The organism is Paenarthrobacter sp. TA1.8 (genome assembly GCF_048595705.1).
In the GTDB taxonomy this organism is placed as follows: Bacteria; Actinomycetota; Actinomycetes; order Actinomycetales; family Micrococcaceae; genus Arthrobacter; species Arthrobacter nitroguajacolicus.
This window is the reverse complement of the sequence record NZ_CP184287.1, coordinates 1,731,142-1,754,131: the sequence shown is the minus strand read 5'-3', so window position 1 is coordinate 1,754,131 and position 22,990 is coordinate 1,731,142. Positions and strand designations below refer to the sequence as shown.

The window sequence follows — 22,990 nt, the reverse complement described above, 5'->3', positions numbered from 1 at the left end:
TTTTTATTTTTGGCACCTGCGGGTGCTCGAACAGCGTATCGCTACTAACGCCGGGCACACACTACGGCGCTAGCATGGCATCATGACTCCGGCGCAACGCTTTCGGCAGATCGCAAACGTCCTGAACCTGTCCACCCCGCTGGGGCTGGCGGTAGCAGCCGCGTCCCGTTCCACCGTTTCCCACGGCCCGCGAGGGCTTCTGATCGCTGCCGGGTACAACTGGAAGCTCCCCCATGCAGGCGCGTTTACGCTGGGGAACGTAGTCCTGTACCGGGCACCGCATGGTGTCGCTGGAACCAACGCAGTGCTCCTGGGGCATGAGGAGCGGCACAGCACCCAGTACGCGTACTGCCTGGGGCTTCCTTTCCTGGTCTTTTACGGCGTCGCCGCCGGCTGGTCCATGCTTCGCAGCGGGAACCCGGCGTCGCGGAATTTCTTCGAACGGCAGGCCGGCCTCGTGGCCGGCGGTTATATTGACACTCATCCCCGCCGGCAGGACAGCTCTGCAGGCAAGCGAATCGAGGCCTGAACATGAACCGAACCATCACTGTTACCGGGACCGCGAGCGCGAAGGCCGTCCCGGACCTGGTGACATTAACGCTCGGCGTGGAAACGCGTCGGGATACAGCCGCGAAAGCCTACGACGACGCCGGCAAAGCAGCTAACGCTGTCGCAGCCAGTTTGCGGGCAGCGGGTGTGTCCGACGTAGACCTCCGGACCAGCGGACTGAACCTTCGTGCCGATCTGGTCTGGGTGGAAGGGCAAGGGCAGAAGGTGACTGCATACGTGGCATCCACCAACCTGCAGGTGGGAATCCGTTCCCAGGCGGGTGCTCCTGCTGCTATCGCTGCGGCTGTTGCGGCTGGCGGAGACGACATCCGGGTCAACGGGATCGAACAAGGATTTGCGGATGGCGCTGCGGTCACAGCCCGGGCTCAGGAGGCTGCGTGGCAGGACGCCGTGGCCCGGGCCGAACAGTACGCTTCGTTGGCATCTGCCCGGCTTGGGCAGGTGGTGTCCATATCCCAGGAGCCCCTGCACGGCGGACCCATTCCCCTGGGTGGCATGGTGAGGGCATCCTTCACTGCGGAGGCGTTGCCCGTGGAAGCTGGAGAGTCCTCAGTCTCGGCCAGCATCAAAGTGGAATGGGAACTCGTTTAGCGAATAGTTCCGGCTGACATTTTTACGTCTGTTTGTGTGTGCAGCGTCGTCCGGACAATGACGGCAAGACCCTCCGCCATTAATTCCAAAGGCATGGACGGAGTTGGGCTGCCATCGGGCAGCTGTTCCGGCAAATAGGGAACATGGACGAACCCGCCACGAATATCCGGCCTGGATGCGAGGGCATGCATCAAGGCATAAAAGACGTGGTTGCACACGTAGGTTCCCGCGGACTGCGAAACCTCTCCCCTGATTCCCGCGACTTGGAGGGCCCTCAGCGCGGCCTTAATAGGCAGGCTTGAGAAGTATGCTGCAGGCCCGCCACGGATGACTTCCTCATCGATGGGGCGCTGGCCTTTGTTGTCCGGTATCCGGGCGTCATCGCAATTGATGGCGACGCGTTCCAAGGAGATCCGCCCACGGCCTCCCGCCACGCCGGCACAGAGAACTATGTCCGGGTTCACGCGGGTTATGGCGTCGGTGAGGACTGTCCCCGACTCACCAAAGACGCACGGGAGCTGCACGGCTTCAACGGCGATGCCTTCCGAGTCGAGCAACCCTGCCGCCCGCCGCGCTGCAAGCCAGGAAGGATTCACATCGTCCTCGCCAAACGCTTCGAAGCCAGTCAGCAGAATCATGGCCCAACCTTAGCAACGCTCCAGTCCCGGTATCCGCAGCTTGCCTTCCGGGACCTTGACATTCGTTCGAACATACATTCGAATAGAGTCCATGAGATGGGACGCACAAGCACTTTCACCTACACGTGGACCGGCGTCAGAACCCAGTGGTTTCGAGGCGCCAGGCCCTGCCCCGGCCTTGGACGCCTTGCTGCCGCTTGCCGGGCTTGTGCGTTCCATCTCGACACCCGAATTCTCCGGAGTCACCTTCCATGAGGTCACCGCAAAGTCAGTGCTCAACAAGGTGCCTTCGGGTTCCAATATGCCGTTTGAGTGGACCGTAAACCCGTATCGCGGATGCAGCCATGCCTGCGTGTACTGTTTCGCGCGGAAGAGCCACACGTATTTAGAGTTCGACGCCGGGCGGGACTTCGATTCGCAAGTGGTGGTCAAGATCAATGCCGCCGAAGTTCTCCGAAAGGAATTGGCCAAGCCTTCTTGGGAACGGCCCCAAGTCGCCCTCGGCACCAACACGGATCCCTATCAACGCGCAGAGGGCCGCTACATGCTCATGCCCGGAATCATCCGGGCCCTCGCAGATTCCGGCACGCCTTTCTCCATCTTGACCAAGGGCACGCTGCTGTCCAGGGACATTCCCCTCCTCAAGCACGCCGCCACCCAGGTCCCCGTGGACCTTGGCATCTCCCTGGCGATGACCAACCAGGACCTCGCAGAACTCATAGAGCCTGGCACGCCTTCACCCAAGGCCCGGCTCAAGCTCATCGCCCGGCTCCGCGACGCCGGCCTGGGGTGCGGCGTTATGGCCATGCCCATCCTGCCATGGCTGACGGACTCGGACGAAGCCCTCGATTCCCTGTTCGCGGAACTGACCAAAGCGGGCGCCACAGGAGTCACCGCCGGCGCCCTGTACCTTAAGCCCGGAACCCGTGAGTGGTACATGAAATGGCTGGCCACCCAACACCCGGAGTTGGTGGGCAAGTACCGGCGACTCTATGGACAAGGCTCCTATGCTTCCAAGGAGTATCGCGTGTGGCTCACCGGCAGGATCACCTACTTCAAGGCGAAGTACGGCTTCACCGGAACATCCGGATTCAGCCACCGGAATGCTCGCACTGCCTCTGGGTCGGCGGCGGCAACCGTGGACGCCTCAGCTCCCCTTCCTGGACAGCAGCCGCTTTTCTAGGTTGAAGGCCACCGGCTACGCGAAGCACCCATCTTTTCCATCCAAGCGCCCGGTTCTCACGCGGGAGCGGCCGCCCGGCTAAGCAACGCCCGGACTATTGGAAGGTCCGCCGGAATCCACGGAAGGCTGAGAGCTTCGTCACGATCAGCCAACGATACCCAACGCAATTCGTCGTGATCCTCCAGCGGCCGCGGCTCTCCCGACGTCAGCTCGGCGAACCACACACGCATGGAGGCACGCTCATTGAGCGTCCACCCAGTGGTGTCGCCCGAGTCCAGCTCGGGCCCGAGTTGCACTTCAATGCCCAGTTCTTCCGCGAGTTCACGGTGCAGGGCAGCCTCCGCAGTCTCACCGGCTTCCACCTTGCCGCCCGGAAATTCCCACATGCCAGCGAACTGGGGCGGCGCAGTGCGGCGCGCAACAAGAAGGCGGGCGGGGGCTTCCAAGGAGTCGACGACGGCGGCGCCCACGACGTTGATCAGTGCAGTCACCGAAACAGTCTATGGGGCCCGATGAACGGGCATCGTCACATAGCTGCGACAAGTCACGGGGCCCCGGACTAAACTTGTTATCGGATTTTCTCCAATTTCTCCAGCCCACAAGGCACCCTTAAGAAGCAGGCTTATGACTACCACCGTGTCCACCCCCGCCACCGCCAAAGCAGCAAGGAAACACCTTGGCTTGGCCATCCTGGCCTTGGCCATGGGCGGGTTCGCCATCGGTACCACCGAATTCGCCATGATGGGCCTGCTGAAGGAAATCGAGGAGGGGCTGGGCATCAGCACCCCCGAAGCGGGCAACCTCATCTCGGCTTACGCATTGGGCGTCGTTATCGGCGCTCCCCTCTTCGCTGCGTTCGGGGCAAAGCTTCCCAGAAAGCACCTTGCGTTGGGGCTCATGCTGTTCCTGTCCTTGGCAAACCTGACGTCCTTCATCGCACCGGATTACGGCTTCATGCTGCTCTCCCGTTTTGCTTCCGGACTTCCCCACGGAGCTTTCTTCGGAGTGGCAGCCGTCATCGCAGCCGGACTCGTCGCCCCTACCAAACGGGGCTGGGCAATCTCCATGGTGATGGCAGGACTCACGGTCTCCAACGTCATCGGAGTTCCTTTGGCCACATGGGTTGGGCAGACCTTCGGGTGGCGGCTCCTCTTCGTCATTGTGGGCGCCATCGGATTGTTGACCGTCGCCATGGTGTGGAAATTCGTCCCCTTCGAGGCAGCCCACCCCGAGGCCAGCATCCGTCGCGAACTTGGAGCCCTCAAACGGCTCCAAGTTTGGCTGGCGCTCCTGATCGGCATCATTGGGTTTGGTGGCTTCTTCGCCGTTTACACCTACATTGCACACACCATGACCTCTGTGGCTGGTATACCGGAGAACCTGATCCCCGCGGTTGTGGCCCTCTACGGACTGGGCATGGTGGTGGGAAACATCTTCGGAGGACGCCTTGCCGACAAGTCCGTGATGGGCACCATCTACTGGGTCATGCCGGGAATCGCCGTGGCCCTGGTGGTCTACGCCATTGCTGCGCACTGGGCCTGGGCCGCCTTCATCATGGCGTTCGTGGTGGGCGGTGTGGGCTCCATGCTCACTCCCGCGCTGCAAACCCGCCTCCTGGACGCTGCCCCGGGCGCCGCATCGCTGGCATCCTCGCTGAACCACTCCGCCCTCAATATCGCCAACGCGCTCGGCGCCTTCCTGGGCGGCACAGTTATTGCCTGGGGTTGGGGATATGTGGCTCCCGCATTGGTTGGCGCGGTCCTTGCCATTCTGGGCCTCGGAGTGGCCCTGGTCAGTGGTCTGCTGGAGCGAAAAAAGCCGCTGTCCTCCTGATCCACCAGAAGAGCGCTGGTTGGCCAGAAAACCACACACAACAAGCATGGGCTCCGCCACGGCGGAGCCCATGCTTGTTAAGCACATATCGAACTTACTAATCCGGAAGGAACATTTCCGGAACGGCTAACCCTGCGGCGCCTGGACGCGTTCGATGTCAGGTTCGAGGTAGATGACCCGCGCAATGGGGACTGCCGCACGGATACGCTGCTCGGCGGCGTCGATCCCCTTCGCAATCTCTTCGCCCGTCTTAGAGGCCTCCATGGAGATCTTCGCAGCTACAAGCAGCTCTTCCGGACCCAGGTGCAGGGTTTTGAGGTGGATGATGCGGGTGCCGTCAGCTTCCAGTGCCTCCGTGATGCGCTGGACATCTTCCTTGGTGGCAGACTCCCCCAGCAGCAGGGACTTGGTTTCCAGAGCAAGGACCACTGCGATGGCCACCAGCAGGAGGCCAATCATCGCTGTGCCGAGTGCATCCCAGACCCCGTCACCGGTGACCAGCGTCATTCCTACACCGAAGAGCGCGAAAATCAGGCCAAGCAAAGCGCCAAAGTCCTCCAGCAGGATCACTGGCAGTTCCGGCTGCTTGGCGTTGCGGACAAACTTGACCCATGATTGCTTGCCGCGGATGTGGTTCGACTCAATGATGGCCGTGCGGAACGAGAACGACTCAGCAATGATGGCACCGACCAAGACGGCCAACGGGACCCACCAGAAAGCCCCCTCGATACCGTGTGGGTGCTGGAACTTCTCCCAGGCCTCGTACAGGGCAAACAGGCCACCCACACTGAACAGCACGATGGAGACGATGAACGCGTAGATGTACCGCTCACGGCCATAGCCGAACGGATGCTCGGGGCTGGCGGCCCGCTTGGCCCGTTTGCCTCCCACAAGCAGCAGGATCTGGTTTCCGGAGTCCGCCACCGAGTGGATGGCTTCAGCCAGCATGGACGATGACGCCGTCAGGAAGAATGCAATGAACTTCAATACGGCAATAGTCAGATTGGCGGCCAGGGCCGCCACAATCGCTTTGGTACCGCCACCTGCAGCCACGAAAGCTTCACCTCTTTGGGTTCGGGGAAAGAATGGGATGTACCAAGAAGAGTCGTCATCGTCCGATCTTGCATCCAATACCGTACCCGGCGATGCGCTGTTTACACATTCTCCAGTCGGGCGCCCTGCTGGGAACGCGCGCTGGCGTAAAGACACACAGTGGCGGCGGTACCCAGGTTCAGGCTTTCGGCTGCCCCGTAGACAGGAACCGCCACGCGATGATCAGCCAGCGCAAGCTCGGTCTCCGACAAACCCTGTGCTTCGTTGCCGAACATCCAGGCCGTAGGTGCCTCAAGCGCATAGTCCGACGCTACAGATTCATTCCCAAGTCTCCGCGCCGCATTCTCATCCTGCAGTTTGTCCAAGTTGACGGTTCCATATCCGTCAGCAGCCAGGACACCGATACCGCGATCCCGGCAGCGTGCCACCAACTCCTCGACATCGGCGCCCAGCACCACCGGCAAGTGGAAAAGGGAGCCAGCTGTCGACCGGACAGCCTTGGGGTTGTAGATGTCCACGCTCGAACCAGTAAGGACAACTGCGTCGGCGCCGGCAGCATCCGCAGCGCGGAGAACAGTCCCGGCGTTACCGGGATCGCGCACCTGGCACATGACGGCGATCAGGCGTGGACCGGCGTCGAGCACCGACTCCAAGCTGACATCCACAAAACTGCACACAGCCACAATCCCCTGCGGATTGACGGTATCCGCCATGGCGGCAAGGACTTCGTCACTTGCAAGCCGGAGCTGCGTTGCCTGCGCCAGGTCGGCAAGCTCAGGGAGGCGCGCAAGGCACGCTTCGCTGGCAAAAACTTCATGCACGACGGCGGGTCCTCCTGCCGCAGTGCGCTCACGGTGCAGGGCCAAAGCCTCACGCACCGCCTGCGGACCTTCAGCAAGGAAGCGTCCGCGTTTTAAACGCGCCGGGCGCCCGGCAAGCCTGGCGACGTCCCTCACCCGATCAGCTCGGGGGTTGGTCATCGGAAAGTCTTGCGGGCGCCCGGTTTCGTTCATATAAAGAACTTTAGTGGCAGTTGCGACTAGTTCTTGATCTGCTGGCGGGCTTCGCCACCTGCAGGCTCAAAGCCAGCGGCCTTTGCAGCCTCAACGGTGGAGAACCAGTACTCAGCAGCAGTGGTGTTGTACCAGGTGGAACCCGGAACGTGGTACTTCTTGGACTCGGCGTTGCCCTTGATGGCGTAGCCTTCCGGAGCTTCGTCGCCATCAGCAGCAACTGCGCCGTCGATAGCCGGCTTCTCGGAAACAACAGCCTTGACAGCCGTTGCGGTGGCAGCAGCCGGAGCAACCTTGGCGGCCTTGGGAGCAGCAGCAGCGGCCGGCGCGGAGGTGTCAGCCGGAAGTGCAGCCTTGGCAATGTTCACCAGGGCGGCGAAAGCGTTGGCGTCAGAGACAGCCAGCTCGGCCAGCATGCGGCGGTCAACCTCAACCTCAGCGGCCTTGAGGCCCTGGATCAAGCGGTTGTAGGTGAGGCCATTGGCGCGGGATGCAGCATTGATGCGCTGGATCCAGAGGCGACGGAAGTCACCCTTCTTCTTGCGGCGGTCGCCGTAGCTGTACACAAACGAGTGCAGCAGCTGCTCTTTGGCCTTGCGGTACAGGCGCGAACGCTGTCCGCGGTAACCCTTTGCGCGTTCGAGGACAACCCGGCGCTTCTTGTGGGCGTTTACCGCCCGCTTCACACGTGCCACGTGCGTACTCCTTCAGAAATCTTTATCCCAAGCTGCTACTGCCGGAAACCCGGCCGGCCTGAGAAGGCTTTTGGTGTAGTCGGTCCCTGCCGGATGGCAGTAACCAAAGAACTTGGAACTTAGACGCCGAGCATCTTCTTGATGACCTTGGCATCGCCCTTGAAGACGAGCTTGTCGCCGGCGAGGCGACGGGTCAGCCTTGAGGACTTGTGCTCAAGGTAGTGACGGCGGTTGGCCTGCTGACGCTTCAGCTTGCCGGTGCCGGTCAGCTTGAAGCGCTTCTTAGCACCGCTGTGGGTCTTCATCTTCGGCATGGGAACCGATCTCCTTACGTATCCACGGACGAGTCCGCGATTCTTTCGCGCAGCCGGCCTACGAGGGCCGGCGTGCTGGTTGCTTGCCGTTGGAGGCGGGCCTCCGAGGCGTTGAACTAGTTGGTCTTGCGTGATGCAGGCTTGGGCGCAGCCTTGGGGGCCGCGGGCCGAGCTGCCGGCTTGGGAGCTGCCGGCTTGGCGACGGGCTTCGGAGCCGACGGAACTGCAGGCTTCGGGGCGGCTGCCGGAACAACTGGCTTCGGAGCCGCTTCTGCCGGTGCTGCCTTGGCGGCCGGTGCAGTTTTCGCCGGCGCAGGCGCTGCCTTTGCCGGAGCTGCCTTGGCTGCAGGAGCCTCGACCACGGGTGCTTTTTCAACAACCGGAGCAGGAGCTTCCTCAGCAGCAGGAGCTTCTTCAACAACCGGAGCCTCTTCAACAACCGGAGCCTCTTCAACAACCGGAGCTTCCTCAGCAACGGGAGCTTCCTCAGCAACCGCTGCCTGGGCCTCGGGGGCTTCGACAGTGTCCTGCTTGGTCTCCTCTTCGGTGACCTTGAAGCCCTCGGGAAGAAGGTCGGCGAGGCTCTGGGTCAGCGGAGCCTGTTCGCCCGTGGTGTCTACACGTCCGGATGCCTTGGCCTCATTCTGAGCCTTGGCTTCAGCACGCTGCGTAGCGCGACGGGCTTCGGCCTTCGCTTCAGCCTTGTTCTTCAGCGGTCCGATCACCATGACCATGTTGCGGCCATCGATGCGCGGGCTGGACTCGATGATGCCAACCTCGGCAACGTCTTCAGCAAAACGCTGCAGCAGGCGGATACCCATCTCGGGACGCTGCTGCTCACGGCCGCGGAACTGGATCATGGCCTTGACCTTGTCACCGGCGCCCAGGAACCGAAGTGCGTGACCGCGCTTGGTTTCGTAGTCGTGCTTGTCGATCTTAAGGCGGAAGCGAATTTCCTTCAGAACCGTGTTGGTCTGGTTCTTGCGGGCCTCGCGGGCCTTCACGGCAGCTTCGTACTTGTACTTGCCGAAGTCCATCAACTTGCAAACAGGAGGCTTAGCCTGCGGGGCAACTTCAACGAGATCGAGATCGGACTCGGCAGCAAGACGCAGGGCGTCCTCAATGCGGACAATTCCTACCTGTTCGCCGGCAGGACCGACCAACCGCACCTCGGGGACGCGGATACGCTCATTGATTCTTGGCTCGCTAATGTTAAAGCTCCTGTGGTTGTGGTGATGTCACCGGCAAAAAGAGAAGGCCCCCAATTGCTGGTGCAATCGAAGGCCTCGAAGATCGGCTGCACCTCCCCGCGGGAAGTACGCACCCCCGGAAGCAATGCCTCCGGAAGTGTCCGACCAGGTACCCGGCAACCTCTTGTCCCGAAAGGGATCCTGTCCCCGAAGGGAACGGTTGACGCGGGTGGGAGAGAACTCCGCTTGCAAACTGAAAGTCAATTCTACAGAAACAACCCGCCAAGCGCACATTGCGGAAGGCGGGAGCAAGAACTGCAGATGTTGACTGTGAATAACGACTTCCAGTCGGTCTGTGACAAGCTTACCAGTATGAGCACTGAAGACAGCAATTCCCGTAACTCCTATGGGGAAGACGCCTCCCCCGCCGTTGATGCCGGAGTGTCCCAGCAGATCCGTGACATCGCTGAAGTTCCCGCAGTGGAAGTCATTACCACGGGCGCCGTTCACCTCATGAGCGCGGCCGCCGTCAAGGTGGGCCTGGCCGATGATCCCAATGCCGAGGACCTCAAGGACTTGGACGAAGCCCGCAAGCTCATCACGGCCCTCGCCGGCCTGGTGTCAGCAGCCGCCCCGGAAATCGGTTCACAGCACGCCGGCCCGTTGCGCGATGGCTTGCGTTCACTGCAGCTGGCATTCCGCGAGGCTTCCCTCATTCCTGACGCCCCGGGCAAGGGTCCGGGCGAAAAGTTCACCGGACCGGTGAACTAGCCCCAACTTCCGCAATAGTCAACGACGGCGGGTCGACCACGTGTGGTCGACCCGCCGTCGTTGTTTGTTTGTTTGTTGTTGAGGTTCAGCGCGTCAGGGTTTCAGACGCGGGCGGCCCGGCGGCGCAAGGACATCAGGATGAGTCCCGTAGCACAGAGAGCGACGCCAGCAATGCCCACGGCGGCAAAGCCACCCGACGGACCTACGGTGTCGATAAAGACCCCGGCCAGAGGCGCGCCCAAGGCAACACCTGCAGTCAGTGCCGAGCCGTACCAGCCCATCGCTTCACCCCGGCGCTCCTCGTCCACAAGGTCAGCCACCTTCTCTGACGACGCCGACAAAACCGGTGCGCACAAAAGGCCGGGCAGGAGCGAGAGGAACGCGAGGGTCCAGGTGTCTTGGGCAAAGCCCATCGGAATGGTGAGCGCGGCCATGCCCAGGAGCAAGAGCATTGGCGAAACGGTCCGCTTCATTGACCCGTAGATGAGTCCACCAACCACGGACGCTGCGCACCAGAAGAAGAACACGATGCCGATTTCATTCTCGTGTCCACCGCGTTCCAGCAGCCCGACGATGCTGACATCCGAACCACTGAGCACCATCCCGGATCCCGCGGCTACGACGAAGAGTGCCGCAACGGAAACCGTGAACCAGGTGAAGTTCCTGGCGACGCGACTCCGGAAGGCTGATGTGCGCGAAGTTGCCGACGCCATTTCAGAGGCCGCCTCCTGGACGTGGGCAGGCGCTGAGGCCACCATGGCAGCCTCCGCAGCAGCGAGGTCAGCCGCCGCCCTGTCCGCGGTCTCCTGCGGGGTGCAGACCACTTCGCTCCGGGTTGGCGGGTTGAACCACATAAGGAACAGCCCGGCAACGGAGACCGAAATTCCTACTGCCGTCAGTCCGATCGCCGAGAAGCCACTGGTTGCCACGATGGCGCCGACAGCCGGGCCGATCATGAACACCAGCTCGGTGGCGATGGAATCGAGGGCGAAGGCCGATCGCCGCTGCTCGCCATCCACCATGACACCCAGCGACTGGCGGACAACACTGAAAATCGGCAGGGTGAAAAGACCGCCGACAAACACCAATGGCAGCAGCCATTCATACGAAACGTGCGGGACTATCGACCAGATGACGGTTTCGGACACAACCGAAGGGATCAGGGCCTTCCTCAGCCCCACCATGTCCACCCGGCGACCACGCCAGGGTGCACCCAGCGCAATGCCGATGGTCATGACAGCGGCCGCTGCACCGGCGGCGGCGTAGCCCTGGCCCAGCGTCAGCACGATGTGCAGAGTGAGGAGCACGCCCGCCGCCGAGTGTGGAATGCGCGCAATCATGCCCACAACCAACAGACGCCGGACAGGGCGGATGGACAGCATCTCCTTATAGAGAGCGAAGTTCACTGGCTAAATCCTCTTGTTCCCCAGGGCAGCCCCGGGGAACCGGCACTGCCATTAATGCCGCGCGGGCTCCTGTGCTGCGCGCTGCAGTTTTACTTCCATGGAATCAACGCCCTCGGCAAAAGAATCCATCCTTGCCCACGCATCGTTCAGTTGGGCAAGGAGCGTCTGCACAGCCACGGCGTCGAGCCCATCTTCGAGGAAGAGCACCACACGCAGTTCCGGCCCTGCACCGCCGCCATGTACACGTCGACCGTCGGCCGTCAGGGACGCAACACCGCCACCGGGTTGCGTCTCCAAGCGACGGACGGTCCGAAATGCCGAGACCGTTGAAACGAGAGCAGCCTCCAGTTGATCATCAAGGTATGACGGCGTCCAGTCCTTCTGCTGGGCAAGGGCCCACATCGCCGGGCGCCGAACAACAAATGTGAAGTTGGAGCCTGGGTCCATCACCAACAGCTGCGCGCCCTCGGATACTGCAGAAAGCGCTGCGCGCGCAGCGTATACGGCTACGGGCCGCGCCTCCGAATGCCATGCCTCGAGGGCAGCTGCCGAGGTGAAGACCGGCATGGCCGTGCGTCCATCGGGGGCCTTCAGTGTGACCAAAGCCATATCGGCCTGCTTGTCAGCGTGGAGGCCATCGTCGCCTTCTGCTTCCTCAGCCAACTGGGCAACTACCGGAACGAAAACCCTTGCCGTCGCCAAGGAGGCAACAACGTCTTCCTCGCTGCCGGTTCCGTTGATCAGTGCCGCGATGGCGGCTACATAACCGGCGTCCGCCGAGCCGTCGTCGTCCTCAAAATTGTGAATTTTGGCGTCGTCACCACTGAGGCTCCTTCCGGACCAAGGCTGGCCGGCAGAGTCGGTAGCTCCACCGGCACCGGCCAAGGCGGCCGCTATGTGGCCGGGAAGCTCACGCCGGCCGTGGCCCTGATCGTCGTGCTGATGTCCGGCGTCGTGCTGATGTCCTGCGTTGTGGGGCATCAGCGGCGGCCGGCAACGTCCAGCGCCTCGGGCAGCGTGAAGGCACCGGCGTAGAGAGCCTTGCCTACGATCGCGCCTTCAACACCCAGCGGTACCAGTTCGCGCAGAACGCGCAGGTCTTCCAAGCTGGAAATACCGCCCGAAGCGACAACGGGCTTGCCGGTCTTCTCCACCATCTGGCGAAGGAGTTCCACGTTCGGGCCCTGAAGGGTTCCGTCCTTGGTGACGTCTGTGACAACGTAGCGGGCGCACCCAGCGTCCTCAAGGCGTGCCAGAACCTCCCAAAGGTCACCGCCCTCCTTGGTCCAACCGCGTCCGGCAAGAGTTGTCCCGCGGACGTCAAGCCCGACGGCGATCTTGTCACCAAAGCGGTCGATTGCCTTTCGGGTCCACTCCGGGTTCTCCAACGCTGCCGTTCCGAGATTCACGCGCGCGACGCCCAGCTCCAGCGCGCGCTCCAGGGATTCGTCGTCCCGCAAACCGCCGGAGAGTTCCACCTTGACGTTGAGCTGCGATACGACATCGCTGATCAGCGCGGCGTTGTTTCCGCGGCCGAAAGCAGCGTCCAGGTCAACCATGTGCACCCATTCGGCACCGGCGTCCTGCCAGTTCAAGGCTGCTTCCAGGGGCGTACCGTAGCTGGTTTCCGAGCCGGCTTCTCCCTGCAGGAGGCGGACTGCCTGGCCGTCAACGATGTCGACGGCGGGCAGGAGTTCCAGAACGGACTGGGCGGAGGTGGTCATGTGTGTCCTTGGAGTTCGAAGGTGACGCGGTTTGTTGAGCGACTGGTTTAGTTACCCAGCGTCAGGAGGTAGGCGGCCAACAGGGACATCCCGGCCAGCACATAGAAACAAATGGAAACCCAGCGCGGTTTTTTCTGCTGGTGGAAGGAGATACCCCCGCCAATCAGCAGGCCGGCGAGGGCCATCAGCAATACTGAGCCCCACATCTAGGCGGTATCGCTTCCGGATGCTTCCGGAGCGGGCTTACGGAGGCTGTCCACCCAGTTTCGCAGGAGCCGGGCTCCGGCATCGCCTGACTTCTCCGGGTGGAATTGGGTAGCGCAGAGTGGGCCGTTCTCGACAGCAGCAATGAAACGCGCACCATGTTCGGACCACGTGACCATGGGAGGAGCCATGCGGGGCTGGACGACGTCGAAGTTCCACTCCTGGACACCGTAGGAGTGCACAAAGTAGAAACGTTCCTGCTCAACGCCGGCGAACAGCTTTGAGCCCTCAGGTACGTCCACGGTGTTCCAGCCCATGTGCGGCACCACGGGAGCGGGAAGGAGTTCAACCTTGCCCGGCCACTCGGCCATACCCTCGGATTCGGTGCCGTGCTCTACACCGGCTTCGAAGAGGACCTGCAAGCCGACGCAGATGGCCAGCACAGGGCGGCCACCAGCAACCCGGCGTCCAATCATGCGGATGGCATCGACGGACTTGAGCTCCTTCATCACCGTCTCGTAGGCACCAACCCCGGGCACCACCAAGCCGTCAGCGTTAAGCACGTCCTCAGGCTTGGAGCTCAGAACAACGTGGGCGCCGGCGCGCTCAAGCGCACGGACGGCGGACCGTACGTTGCCCGATCCGTAGTCCAGCACAGTTACGGTGGGCTTGCCTTCGGGCGACTCCGGCTTCACGGATGCAGTGGCGTCAGCCACCGCTCCATTCTTCAGAAACTGGCCGCTCATAGTGCGCCCTTGGTGGAAGGGATGCCCTCCACGCGGGGATCGGATTCCACGGCTGCACGTAAAGCGCGGGCAAAAGCTTTGAACTGGGCCTCAACGATGTGGTGCGGGTCCCGGCCAGCCAAGACACTCATGTGCAGGCAGATTCCGGCATGCAACGTGATGGCTTCAAAAACGTGGCGTGTCAGCGAGCCCGTGAAGTGTCCACCGATCAGGTGGTACTCCTGCCCGGCCGGCTCACCACCGTGCACCAGGTAAGGACGCCCGGAAACATCCACGACGGCGTGCGCCAGCGCTTCATCCAAAGGAACAGTTGCTTCGCCGAAGCGACGGATGCCGGCCTTGTTGCCCAATGCCGTCCGCAGGACCTCGCCAAAAGTGATGGCGACATCTTCCACGGTGTGGTGCGCGTCGATGTGGGTGTCGCCCGTGGCCTTCACCGTCATGTCGATCAGGGAGTGCTTGCAGAGTGCCGTCAGCATGTGGTCGTAGAACGGAACCGAGGTACTGATGTCCGAGACACCGGAACCGTCCAGGTTGATCTCCACCAGGACTGAAGACTCGCTGGTGGTGCGCTCCATGCGCGCGGTGCGGGCAGCGGTCGGCGTGGCGCCGGTTTCGCTCATTGGGACGTCCTTATACACGGAGGGTGGATTGGGTCTATGGACAAGTTTAGGCGCGCTGCGGCGCCGTGCCGTCCAGAAGTGCTTCCAAGGCCTCAAGGAAGGCGGTGGTTTCCGGTTCGGTTCCGGCGGTAACACGCAAGTGCCCGGGGATGCCGACGTCGCGAATCAGCACACCGGCATCGAGCAGGCCCTGCCAAATCTTGTGCGGCTCCTCGAGGCCGCCAAAGAAGACGTAGTTGGAGTCGGAGGCCGAGGGCTTGAGGCCCATGCGAAGGAGCTCAGTCACAATCCGGTCGCGTTGTACCTTGATGTCCTCGACGTCGGCCATCAGGGCTTCGCGGTGGTTGAGCGCAGCCAGGGCCGTTGCCTGAGTGACGGCAGACAAGTGGTACGGAAGGCGGACCAGCCTGATGGCGTCTGTGACTTCCGGGGCTGCCGCCATGTAGCCGAGCCGGGCACCTGCAAGGGCGAACGCTTTGCTCATGGTGCGCGAGACGATCAACCGCTCGCGTCCTGGCAACAACGTCAAGGCGCTCGGAGTATTGTCGTGCGCGAACTCGTGATACGCCTCGTCCACGATCACGATGGCCTGGCTCGCTTCTCCGGCCTCGTAGACGGCTTCGACAACGTCCAAGCCCAACCCTGTACCGGTTGGGTTGTTCGGTGAGCACAGGAACACGATGTTGGCGCCCGTTTCCCGAACCTGCGCGGCGGCCGATTCGGCGTCCAGCCCGTAGTCGTCAGCACGCACTCCGCGGACATACTCCGTGTCCGTGCCACTCGCCAGAAGGGGGTACATGGAGTACGTGGGCGGGAAACCGAGCGCTTTGCGTCCCGGTCCACCAAATGCCTGGAGGATTTGCTGCAGGACTTCATTGGATCCGTTGGCGGCCCAGATGTTGTCCGGAGAAAGTTCGTGGCCAAGGTACTCGGCCAGCGCTTCCCGTAGTTCAGTGAACTCGCGGTCCGGATAGCGGTTCAGTCCTGTGGCCGCCGCGGCGACAGCCTCGGTGATGGCGGCCTGGACATCCGCGGGGACGCCATGAGTGTTTTCGTTGACGTTGAGCAGGATGGGGACGTCAAGCTGCGGTGCGCCATAGGGGCTCAGTCCACGCAGGTTGGTCCGGAGGGGAAGTCTGTCAAGTCGCTCAAGCTGGTCACTCACCATCACAGTTTAAGGGGCGGCCCGGACTGCCGACTAACTGTGACGCCGGGCGATCGGTTCCTTCGGACTGTGGACGACTCAGTTTGCAGGGACGAACAGCTGCTGACCGGGCAGAATGCGGCCGCCGCGGAGGTCGTTCAGCTGGATGATCTCCGCGATGACATCACGCGGGTCCCGCTCCGGAGCGGCGGCGCCGGCGATGCCCCAGAGGGATTGCCCCGGCTGGACGGTGACAGTGACTGCAACGGGCGGACGCAATTGGGACTGGGAGTCCGACGCCTTGGCCGGGGAGTTGATAAAACCGGCGAGGGTCAGCAGCGCCGCCACCAACAGCATTGCCGGGATGCCGAAGAAGACAATCCGTCCCCGCCGGGTCAGACGCAGGCGAGCGGGCGCCTGAGTGGTGCGGAATTCAGCGAACGTAGTGACTGCGGACATGAGCTGAGCCCTTCTGAGCTATTGCCAGGTTCCGGGGTGCCCGGAGCTTGGCGGCCAATTCTTTGCGTTCCCGTCCTCTGATCCCGGATGTTCGAACACTCTGTTCGAACATTCGGCTCCAGCATCAGGTTTATAGAACACATATTCGAACCTTGCTATGACATTTTTAGCACTTATCAACGAACGGTGTCGAGACTCGCTAGAACAAATGTTTGATAAACGCCTGTGCCTGCCCTACGTTTGAGTGAAGAAACAGCACTGTTTCAGTGGAACAGGAGGGTCTGACATTTTTTGCAGACCCAACGACCCCGGGCTCGCCTCGGGCGGAATGGAAAGGCATTGGCGAACATGGCAGCGAAAGCCACAGGCGGCGGGGCACCCCTGCGGAGCCAGCAGCCTCAGAAGAGTCCCAAGAGCCTGACTGTCCGGCAGAAAAAGATTCTGGAGACCATCCAACGGTCGGTCAACGACAACGGATACCCGCCCAGCATGCGCGAGATCGGTGACACCGTGGGTCTGGCCAGTTTGTCGAGCGTCACTCATCAGTTGTCCCAATTGGAGAAGCTTGGCTACCTCCGCAGGGATCCCAAGCGTCCCCGCGCCATGGAAGTCCTGATGCCGCTGACCCTTGATGGTGGCACCATTCCGGGCGTGGAAGCGCCCACCACCCTTCGCAGCGCGGGGGGCCTTGCCGTAACAGAGCTAGCCAGTGCCAGTGATACCGCCATGGTCCCGCTGGTGGGCCGGATCGCGGCCGGCGGACCGATCCTGGCTGACCAGACGGTGGAAGACGTGCTGGCGCTCCCCCGCCAGCTCGTGGGGCATGGCGAATTATTCATGCTGAAGGTGGCTGGCGATTCCATGATTGACGCCGCCATCTGTGACGGTGACTGGGTTGTGGTCCGCCGCCAGAATGACGCCATCAACGGCGACATCGTGGCAGCCCTGCTGGATGACGAAGCAACCGTAAAGACCTTCCGTCAGAGGGATGGCCATACGTGGCTGCTTCCGCAGAACACGCAGTACGAACCCATTCTGGGCGATCAAGCCACCATCATGGGCAAGGTAGTTTCGGTACTGCGCTCCCTTTAGGAGCCCTACGGGGCTTTAGCCGAGCCCAGGCGCTCCAGGACGCCACGGACCACTGCCCGGTCCGTCGTTGCCCAGAACGGCGGCAGGGCGGCACGCAGGAAGCCTCCGTAGCGTTCCGTCGAGAGCCGCGAGTCGAGCACTGCAACTACTCCTTTGTCTCCTGTTGAACGGATCAGGCGGCCAGCACCCTGCGCCAGTCGGATGGCAGCATGCGTAGCCGATACGGCCATAAAGCCATTTCCACCTGATTGCGCCACCGCACGTGAGCGCGCAGTCATGAGGGGATCATCGGGCCGCGGGAAGGGAATGCGGTCAATGACCACCAAGCGGCACGAGCCACCCGGAACATCTACGCCCTGCCACAGTGACATGGTCCCGAAGAGGCATGTGTCAGGCTCATCCGCGAACTGCTTCACGAGGGCCGCCATGGTGGATTCGCCTTGGCAGAGGATATCCACGTCCAGCCGGAGCCGCATGGCGTCGGCTGCTTCTTCGGCCGCACGCCGTGAGGAGAACAAACACAAGGCTCCCCCGCCGGAGGCACGGATGAGGTCTTCCAATTCGTCGAGCGCCTCGGGGGAAGTACCACGACCGGGTTTTGGGAGGTGCTTGGCCACATACAGGACACCCTGTTTGGGATAATCAAAGGGCGAACCCACATCGATCCCGGTCCAGCTCGGGGCACCGTCGCCGATGAGGCCGAGGCCACCTGCTGCCGGTTCGAAAGCCGAGCCGATGGCCAGCGTGGCGGAGGTCAGCACCACCGTGTGGCCGGCGAAGAGACCCTCGCGAAGCCGCCCGGCAACGCTGAGCGGGGCGATGTTGAGCAAGGCGGGAGCAGTCTCGTCCGGTTGGGAATAGCCCTGGTGCGGGTCGAACGTGCTGTTCCTGGAGAACCATACAACTTCGCGGTTCTCCTTGGCGGCCAGCATGCGTTCGCACAATTCCAGGATCAGCATGAGCCGTGAACGCGCCAACTGCCGTCCGCCGTCGACTGCGTTTGATGAATCTGTCTTCGAATCCGAGAGCGCAGCGCGCGTGGCCTCCCGCAACTGGTCCAGACAGTCGAGCTGTTCGTCGTTAAGGCCGTTGGGCAACAGCCCGTTGGGCACGCCGGCGATGGCCATATCCAAGCGCTCCGCGGCAGCGTTGAGCGCGTCCACTGTAATGGCCGTGTGTTTGCGTGCACTTGATGCCGCCGCGTGAACCATGGCCACCGACAACTGGCCTGAAACAGCACCGGTCACGCGGTCCTGAAGTTCATGCGCCTCGTCAACCACCACGACATCGTACTCAGGCAGCACGGCCAGGCCTTCAAAGGCACTGACGGCCAGCATTGCGTGGTTGGTGACCACAACGTCGGCTTCACCCGCCCGTGAGCGTGCCAGCTCGCTGAAGCACTCTTCTGCTACGGGACACTTCTGGGCGCCCAAGCACTCCATGGACGTCACGGATACCTGACGCCAGGCCCTGTCGGTGACCCCTGGCATGAGTTCATCGCGGTCTCCGGTAGCGGTCTTCTCAGCCCATTCCCGAAGACGGACTACTTCCTTACCCAGCTGTGATTGCGGACCGCCCATGGAAGCAGCAAAGTGGGGCACGCTGGTGTCCTCGCCGAGGGAGAACAGCTGCCCTTCGGAGGGCTCTTCGCTGGGGAACCCGCCTTCGAGCTTCTGCAGGCACACATAATTTGCCCTGCCCTTGACGAGCGCCACATTGACCGGGCGCTCAAGGGCAGGGTTGATGGTCTCCAGCAGCCTGGGAAGGTCCCGCCCAACGATTTGGGTTTGGAGTGCCAGGGTGGCGGTGGACACGAGAGTCGGTTTATCGCTGTCCATGGAATGGGCGATCAACGGAATCAGGTAAGCCAACGACTTACCTGTTCCCGTTCCCGCCTGGACCAGCAGGTGCTCCCCGGTCTCGATGGCCCGGGTGACGTGCTTGGCCATTTCGTGCTGGCCGGCACGGCTTTGTCCGCCCATGCCGGCAACAGCCCGATCCAACAGTTCGAGGGTGGTCTTCTCCCCCACCGATTCGACGGCGTCCGCCGCCACCTTCTCAACCATTACTGACGAATGACTCCAGTTCAGCGGCCAGGCCTTCGCGCACCATGACAACTACCCGGGTCCCGTTCTCCTCATGCTCAGTGCTGAGGATTTCCGAGTCGGAACTGTGCAATTTGCTGATCATTTCCCCGCGGTCGTAGGGAATGAGCAGTTCAAGGCGCACGCCGGGCCGGGGAATGGACCGGCTGATGTCTTCCAGCAGCTCCGCGATGCCCTGGCCCGTCCGGGTGGACACAACAGCATGGCGGGGCTCTTTCTGCTTGAGGCGCTCCACCACGAAGGGATCCGCGACGTCCACCTTGTTGAGGACGATGATCTCGGGAACCTTGCGGGCATCAACCTCGGTGAAAACGGCCCTTACCGCTGCAATCTGTCCCTCAGGATCGGGGTGCGATGCATCCACCACATGGAGGATCAAGTCCGCATCCGCAACTTCCTCCAGCGTGGAGCGGAAAGCCTCAATGAGCTGGGTTGGGAGTGAACGAACGAACCCAACGGTGTCTGCGAGTGTATAGCCGATGCCGTCCGGGGTTTGCGCCTTACGGACTGTGGGATCCAGGGTGGCGAACAGGGCGTTCTCCACCAGGACACCTGCGTCAGTCAGGCGGTTCAGCAGGGACGACTTCCCAGCGTTCGTGTACCCGGCGATGGCAACAGACGGAACCGCATTACGACGGCGGTTGGCACGCTTGGTCTCACGCGCAGGCTTCATCGCAGCGATTTCGCGACGCAACTTGGCCATGCGGGTGCGGATTCGGCGCCTATCAAGTTCGATCTTGGTTTCACCAGGACCACGCGAACCCATTCCAGCGCCTGCTCCACCCACCTGGCCACCGGCCTGGCGGGACATGGAGTCGCCCCAACCGCGAAGCCTCGGGAGCAGGTACTCGAGCTGTGCGAGCTCCACCTGCGCCTTGCCTTCGCGGCTCTTTGCGTGCTGGGCAAAGATATCCAGGATCAGCGTGGTGCGGTCAACTACCTTGACCTTCACAATGTCCTCCAGGCCGCGTCGCTGCGAGGGCGCGAGCTCAGTGTCCACAACCACAGTATCTGCGCCCGTGGCAGCGACGATGTCCTTGAGCTCCTGGGCCTTACCGGAACCAAGGAAGGTCCCGGGGTCCGGCTTCTGCCGGCGCTGAACCAAACCGTCCAACACCTCGGATCCGGCGGTCTCTGCAAGTGCCGCCAGCTCGCGGAGGGAGTTCTCAGCGTCCGCGAGAGTCCCCTCAGTCCACAGACCGGCCAGTACGACGCGCTCCAGGCGCAACTGCCGGTATTCGACCTCAGTGACGTCTTCAAGTTCGGTTGACAGTCCTGCGGTACGGCGAAGGGCGCGGCGTTCGGCCAAATCTTCCTGGTCGCCGTCGTAGATACTGTGTTCACGGTCCAGCGTGGAAATCGCCTGCGCCTTGCCGAACACACCGTTGGCGTCGTTGTCGTCGGATGCCTGCGCAGGTACATCCTTGGAAAGAATCCGGTCGATGACGGCCTGGATTTGTTCAGGACTCATGTCCTGGGCGTCGGAATCGGATCCGGAGTGCTTCTGGGTGGTCATGGTCTCCTTAGACTGTTCGGCAATTCCAGAATAGTGCGGTTTCGTGCTCGATGGGGCGCTATTCGCGCTGGGCTGACGGACATCGGCCAAAAGGGCCTCCTGTGTACTGGGCAGTCGGTGCCTTTCGGAGGCAGGGGCTGCTGGAATGTGGCGTGATTGACTCCGCGGGGAGGATCCTTTGGCCAACGTGAGGATGCTCTGCCCGCCCTACGCGTTTAGCCGGATGGATACAGCTGTCCACTAGGGTGCGGAGCGGAATCTTCAGAGCGTCCGGCTCCAAATTCTGGAGTTGCCGGACTGAGCCAGTGGGACCTGCCGGGCGGAAAAGCCGGCCGGGCTGAAATGCCAAGCGGGCCTGCGTCGCGGGCGGTACCGTCAAACGCCGGATGACTCCGGTGTTTGTGGGCTGATTACTCGAAGATCAAGAACATGCGTTCCACTTTAGCAGCCATTGTCAAACCTGCTGCGGAACGAGGCAGTTTCCCAAGCCGACGATAGCCAACTAATCTGGCAAATTATGGAGTCTGCACACTATTTCACTGCCCAACCTGCCGGACCATTCACCCGCAAGCCACTCACTGTGGAACTCGCAGGAGCCACACGCCAGCTGCAGACCTCGTCGGGAATCTTCAGTCCCGACGGCGTGGACAAAGGCACGGCAGTACTTTTCTCCGAGGTTCCACCGCCGTCACCGAAGGGCCACCTGCTGGACATCGGCTGCGGCTGGGGTCCGATTGCCCTCACCTTGGGGCTGATGGCACCACATGCCAAGGTCCATGCGGTGGATGTGAATGAGCGTTGCATCACGCTGACCAACGAGAATGCGGCGGCGCTCGGACTCACCAACGTCACTGCCAGCCTCCCGCACGAGGTAGACCCCGCCGTCGAGTTCGACACCATCTGGTCCAACCCGCCCATCCGCATCGGAAAAGACGAATTGCATACCCTCCTGCTGACGTGGCTGCCCCGGCTGGCGCCGGGCGGTAACGCCTGGTTGGTTGTCCAGAAGAACCTGGGCTCCGATTCCCTCCAGCGGTGGCTGGCCACCGAGCTGGACAGCTCCTACACGGTCTCCCGTGAGAGCACATCCAAGACGTTCAGGATCATCCGTGTCAGGAAAGCGTCCCAGTAGCCACGATGACGGCTGGGCCACTAAGTTCAACGTGCTCGCGGCCTCCCGCACCAGGGAAGAACTTCACACCTACGACGCCGCCCGGTACCTTCACGTGCCAGTCGTTGGGAGCCGTATCACCCGCCCAGTGACGAATCGCGACGGCGGCGGCGCAGGCGCCTGTGCCGCAGGATTGTGTCTCCCCCACGCCGCGCTCGTGAACGCGCATGGTGATGGTTCCTACGCCGTCCTCCACCAGGGGCTCGGCGGGAACCACGAACTCAACATTGGTTCCGTTTGCGGGCTTGGGATCCACCACGGGGGCCTTGAACAATTGTGTGGCTGAAAGCTCGCTGACTTCTGCGAGGGCAACTACCGTGTGGGGGTTGCCCATACTGACTGACAGACCGGGCCTTGCCACTTCCAGGCCGTCGGCGCTTACCAGCGCATCCATGGCCTTGCTGGTGGCCTCCTGGGGGAAGATGAACTCCCATGGGCCCATATCCACGGCATAACCGTTGACTGTTCTTACAACCTTTTTGACGCCGCCACGAGTGCCGATGGTGAGCGTCTGACCGGGCCCCAGGTTCACCAGGTTCTCCGCAATCAGGAAATGGACGAAAACGCGTACGCCATTGCCGCACATTTCGGACAGCGAACCATCTCCGTTGCGATAATCCATGAACCACTCGGCTTCGGGATCCTGCTCAAGGGCGACACGACCTTCAGGGAGAAAACGGGAAGGAACTGCCCGGATGAGGCCGTCACCCCCGATGCCCACATGGCGGTCGCACAACTGCGCGACCTGCTCGGCCGTGATCTCGTGGGCGTCACCGGGATCAGCGATGAGGACAAAATCATTGCCCGTTCCGTGACCCTTGGAGAACTCCAGCCCGGCGAGGCTGGAAAGTGGCACTGGAGCACCGGCAGTTGCGGGCTGCGGGGCGGGAACTGCGGCGGTTTCGTCCATGGATCTAGGCTACCTGCCACGGCTCTTTGGCCAGAAATT

Annotated in this window: 25 protein-coding genes; 7 read left to right on the top strand and 18 right to left on the bottom strand. The window is 62.2% G+C overall.

What is annotated here, in order from left to right; all coding sequences use genetic code 11:
• Positions 1–82: 82 nt before the first annotated feature.
• A complete protein-coding gene (locus ACNAOT_RS08250; protein ID WP_420180694.1) occupies positions 83–529 on the top strand; it encodes a hypothetical protein in 447 nt (148 codons plus the stop codon).
• Between the two features lie 2 nt (positions 530–531).
• Positions 532–1,161: an SIMPL domain-containing protein gene (locus ACNAOT_RS08245; protein WP_420180693.1), complete on the top strand. Its 630-nt coding sequence runs from the start codon at positions 532–534 to the stop codon at positions 1,159–1,161.
• Here ACNAOT_RS08245 and pcp read toward each other — a convergent pair.
• Positions 1,158–1,799: a pyroglutamyl-peptidase I gene (gene pcp / locus ACNAOT_RS08240; protein ID WP_420180692.1), complete on the bottom strand. Its 642-nt coding sequence runs from the start codon at positions 1,797–1,799 to the stop codon at positions 1,158–1,160. The two genes, ACNAOT_RS08245 and pcp, sit on opposite strands and share 4 nt — an antisense overlap.
• 91 nt (positions 1,800–1,890) lie before the next feature.
• Between pcp and ACNAOT_RS08235 the strand changes: the two genes are divergently transcribed.
• Positions 1,891–2,982: an Rv2578c family radical SAM protein gene (locus tag ACNAOT_RS08235; protein WP_420180691.1), complete on the top strand. Its 1,092-nt coding sequence runs from the start codon at positions 1,891–1,893 to the stop codon at positions 2,980–2,982.
• 56 nt (positions 2,983–3,038) lie between these two features.
• On the opposite strand, the gene ACNAOT_RS08230 is transcribed toward ACNAOT_RS08235, so the two are convergent.
• Complete coding sequence (locus ACNAOT_RS08230) at positions 3,039–3,473, bottom strand: (deoxy)nucleoside triphosphate pyrophosphohydrolase (protein WP_420180690.1); 435 nt, start codon at positions 3,471–3,473, stop codon at positions 3,039–3,041.
• A 133-nt stretch (positions 3,474–3,606) separates the two neighbouring features.
• Here ACNAOT_RS08230 and ACNAOT_RS08225 point away from each other — a divergent pair, with 133 nt between their 5' ends.
• Entirely contained in the window at positions 3,607–4,815 is a 1,209-nt protein-coding gene (locus tag ACNAOT_RS08225; RefSeq protein ID WP_179018959.1) for an MFS transporter, read from the top strand.
• Positions 4,816–4,941: 126 nt separating this feature from the next.
• On the opposite strand, the gene ACNAOT_RS08220 is transcribed toward ACNAOT_RS08225, so the two are convergent.
• From ACNAOT_RS08220 to infC, 5 genes are all read right to left on the bottom strand, one after another.
• On the bottom strand, positions 4,942–5,868 hold the full coding sequence (locus ACNAOT_RS08220; RefSeq protein WP_420180689.1) for a cation diffusion facilitator family transporter: 927 nt from the start codon (positions 5,866–5,868) through the stop codon (positions 4,942–4,944).
• 101 nt (positions 5,869–5,969) lie between these two features.
• A complete protein-coding gene (locus tag ACNAOT_RS08215) occupies positions 5,970–6,881 on the bottom strand; it encodes a TrmH family RNA methyltransferase (RefSeq protein WP_420180688.1) in 912 nt (303 codons plus the stop codon).
• Positions 6,882–6,907: 26 nt separating this feature from the next.
• Positions 6,908–7,576, bottom strand: coding sequence for a 50S ribosomal protein L20 (rplT, locus tag ACNAOT_RS08210; RefSeq protein WP_011774325.1), 669 nt, complete (start codon positions 7,574–7,576; stop codon positions 6,908–6,910).
• Positions 7,577–7,695: 119 nt separating this feature from the next.
• Positions 7,696–7,890: a 50S ribosomal protein L35 gene (gene rpmI, locus ACNAOT_RS08205; protein WP_011774324.1), complete on the bottom strand. Its 195-nt coding sequence runs from the start codon at positions 7,888–7,890 to the stop codon at positions 7,696–7,698.
• Positions 7,891–8,006: 116 nt separating this feature from the next.
• Entirely contained in the window at positions 8,007–9,059 is a 1,053-nt protein-coding gene (gene infC, locus ACNAOT_RS08200) for a translation initiation factor IF-3 (RefSeq protein ID WP_420180687.1), read from the bottom strand.
• Positions 9,060–9,452: 393 nt separating this feature from the next.
• Here infC and ACNAOT_RS08195 point away from each other — a divergent pair, with 393 nt between their 5' ends.
• Positions 9,453–9,851, top strand: coding sequence for a DUF1844 domain-containing protein (locus tag ACNAOT_RS08195; RefSeq protein ID WP_091467627.1), 399 nt, complete (start codon positions 9,453–9,455; stop codon positions 9,849–9,851).
• Positions 9,852–9,952: 101 nt separating this feature from the next.
• On the opposite strand, the gene ACNAOT_RS08190 is transcribed toward ACNAOT_RS08195, so the two are convergent.
• The 8 genes from ACNAOT_RS08190 to ACNAOT_RS08155 all read right to left on the bottom strand — a co-directional run bounded on the left by ACNAOT_RS08190 (position 9,953) and on the right by ACNAOT_RS08155 (position 16,157).
• Positions 9,953–11,257: an MFS transporter gene (locus ACNAOT_RS08190; RefSeq protein ID WP_420180686.1), complete on the bottom strand. Its 1,305-nt coding sequence runs from the start codon at positions 11,255–11,257 to the stop codon at positions 9,953–9,955.
• Between the two features lie 51 nt (positions 11,258–11,308).
• Entirely contained in the window at positions 11,309–12,238 is a 930-nt protein-coding gene (locus ACNAOT_RS08185) for an SseB family protein (protein WP_420180685.1), read from the bottom strand.
• Positions 12,238–12,981 carry a bifunctional 1-(5-phosphoribosyl)-5-((5-phosphoribosylamino)methylideneamino)imidazole-4-carboxamide isomerase/phosphoribosylanthranilate isomerase PriA gene (gene priA, locus ACNAOT_RS08180; RefSeq protein ID WP_091466508.1) on the bottom strand — a complete coding sequence of 248 codons (744 nt, stop codon included), beginning with the start codon at positions 12,979–12,981 and terminating at the stop codon, positions 12,238–12,240. Before priA ends, ACNAOT_RS08185 begins: the two co-directional genes overlap by 1 nt.
• A gap of 47 nt (positions 12,982–13,028) precedes the next feature.
• A complete protein-coding gene (locus tag ACNAOT_RS08175; protein WP_420180684.1) occupies positions 13,029–13,187 on the bottom strand; it encodes a hypothetical protein in 159 nt (52 codons plus the stop codon).
• Positions 13,188–13,931: an imidazole glycerol phosphate synthase subunit HisH gene (hisH, locus tag ACNAOT_RS08170; RefSeq protein WP_091466507.1), complete on the bottom strand. Its 744-nt coding sequence runs from the start codon at positions 13,929–13,931 to the stop codon at positions 13,188–13,190. It lies immediately after the preceding gene.
• On the bottom strand, positions 13,928–14,554 hold the full coding sequence (gene hisB, locus ACNAOT_RS08165) for an imidazoleglycerol-phosphate dehydratase HisB (RefSeq protein WP_420180683.1): 627 nt from the start codon (positions 14,552–14,554) through the stop codon (positions 13,928–13,930). The genes hisH and hisB overlap by 4 nt, the downstream gene beginning before the upstream one ends.
• A 46-nt stretch (positions 14,555–14,600) precedes the next feature.
• Positions 14,601–15,719, bottom strand: a complete 1,119-nt coding sequence (locus tag ACNAOT_RS08160; RefSeq protein ID WP_420180682.1) for a histidinol-phosphate transaminase — start codon at positions 15,717–15,719, stop codon at positions 14,601–14,603.
• Positions 15,720–15,797: 78 nt separating this feature from the next.
• Entirely contained in the window at positions 15,798–16,157 is a 360-nt protein-coding gene (locus ACNAOT_RS08155) for a LysM peptidoglycan-binding domain-containing protein (protein WP_420180681.1), read from the bottom strand.
• A gap of 348 nt (positions 16,158–16,505) precedes the next feature.
• Here ACNAOT_RS08155 and lexA point away from each other — a divergent pair, with 348 nt between their 5' ends.
• Complete coding sequence (lexA, locus tag ACNAOT_RS08150; RefSeq protein WP_026005367.1) at positions 16,506–17,249, top strand: transcriptional repressor LexA; 744 nt, start codon at positions 16,506–16,508, stop codon at positions 17,247–17,249.
• 5 nt (positions 17,250–17,254) lie between these two features.
• Here the strand turns inward: lexA and ACNAOT_RS08145 are convergent, their stop codons facing one another.
• Positions 17,255–19,315, bottom strand: a complete 2,061-nt coding sequence (locus tag ACNAOT_RS08145) for an ATP-dependent DNA helicase (protein ID WP_420180680.1) — start codon at positions 19,313–19,315, stop codon at positions 17,255–17,257.
• On the bottom strand, positions 19,308–20,870 hold the full coding sequence (gene hflX, locus ACNAOT_RS08140) for a GTPase HflX (protein ID WP_091466499.1): 1,563 nt from the start codon (positions 20,868–20,870) through the stop codon (positions 19,308–19,310). Before hflX ends, ACNAOT_RS08145 begins: the two co-directional genes overlap by 8 nt.
• A gap of 517 nt (positions 20,871–21,387) precedes the next feature.
• Between hflX and ACNAOT_RS08135 the strand changes: the two genes are divergently transcribed.
• Positions 21,388–22,002 (top strand): class I SAM-dependent methyltransferase, encoded by a 615-nt coding sequence (locus ACNAOT_RS08135; RefSeq protein WP_178996291.1) that lies wholly within the window; start codon positions 21,388–21,390, stop codon positions 22,000–22,002.
• On the opposite strand, the gene dapF is transcribed toward ACNAOT_RS08135, so the two are convergent.
• The gene (gene dapF, locus ACNAOT_RS08130; protein WP_420180679.1) at positions 21,983–22,951 is read right to left on the bottom strand and encodes a diaminopimelate epimerase; all 969 of its coding nucleotides are present in this window, start codon (positions 22,949–22,951) and stop codon (positions 21,983–21,985) included. The genes ACNAOT_RS08135 and dapF overlap by 20 nt on opposite strands.
• Positions 22,952–22,990 lie beyond the last annotated feature (39 nt).